The organism is Stenotrophomonas capsici (assembly GCF_034961085.1).
GTDB classification, from domain to species: Bacteria; Pseudomonadota; Gammaproteobacteria; order Xanthomonadales; family Xanthomonadaceae; genus Stenotrophomonas; species Stenotrophomonas capsici.
The window spans coordinates 1-508 of sequence record NZ_JAYFUH010000012.1 but is presented as its reverse complement, the minus strand read 5'-3'; the positions used below and the strand labels follow the sequence as shown (position 1 = coordinate 508).

General features: G+C 69.1%; 1 protein-coding gene. It reads right to left on the bottom strand.

Annotation, left to right across the window (positions count from 1 at the left end):
* On the bottom strand, positions 1 to 508 hold a 508-nt coding region (locus VA603_RS00200), incomplete at both ends, for a FimD/PapC N-terminal domain-containing protein (RefSeq protein WP_323437597.1).

The window sequence follows — 508 nt, the reverse complement described above, 5'->3', positions numbered from 1 at the left end:
CCCCCCACGTTCAAACCGGCATTCACGCCAAGGTAGCCGCGGGTGACGGCGGCGTTGCCGCGCATCTTCTGCTGGTAGACATTGAAGCTGTAACCCAGCGAGGCGGCGTTGATGCCGGCATCCCAGTTGGAGGGATCCACGTAGCCACGCGCGCGACGCAGCATGGCGGCCTGCGGGATGCTCACCTCCAAGCGCTGCGCGGCGAAGTCGAAGTGCACGCGCGCATCGGCGATGACGTCCTCGATGCGCTCGCAGGCGGCCGCCACGGCCAGGCGGTCGCGGATGGCAGGGTCCAGCAGCGACATGTCCGCGCCGAACCGGGCCAGCAGCGATTCATCGATGCAGGCCACCGCGTCGGGACCCGCCTCGAGGCTGCGGAACGTGACGTCCGCACGTGCGACGTAATCGCCGTTGACCTGCAGGTCGGCGCGATAGACACCGGGCAGCACCACGCTGCCCCGCTCGAAGCGGGAGATGTCCACGTTGCGGCCGCCACCGGCGACCAGGA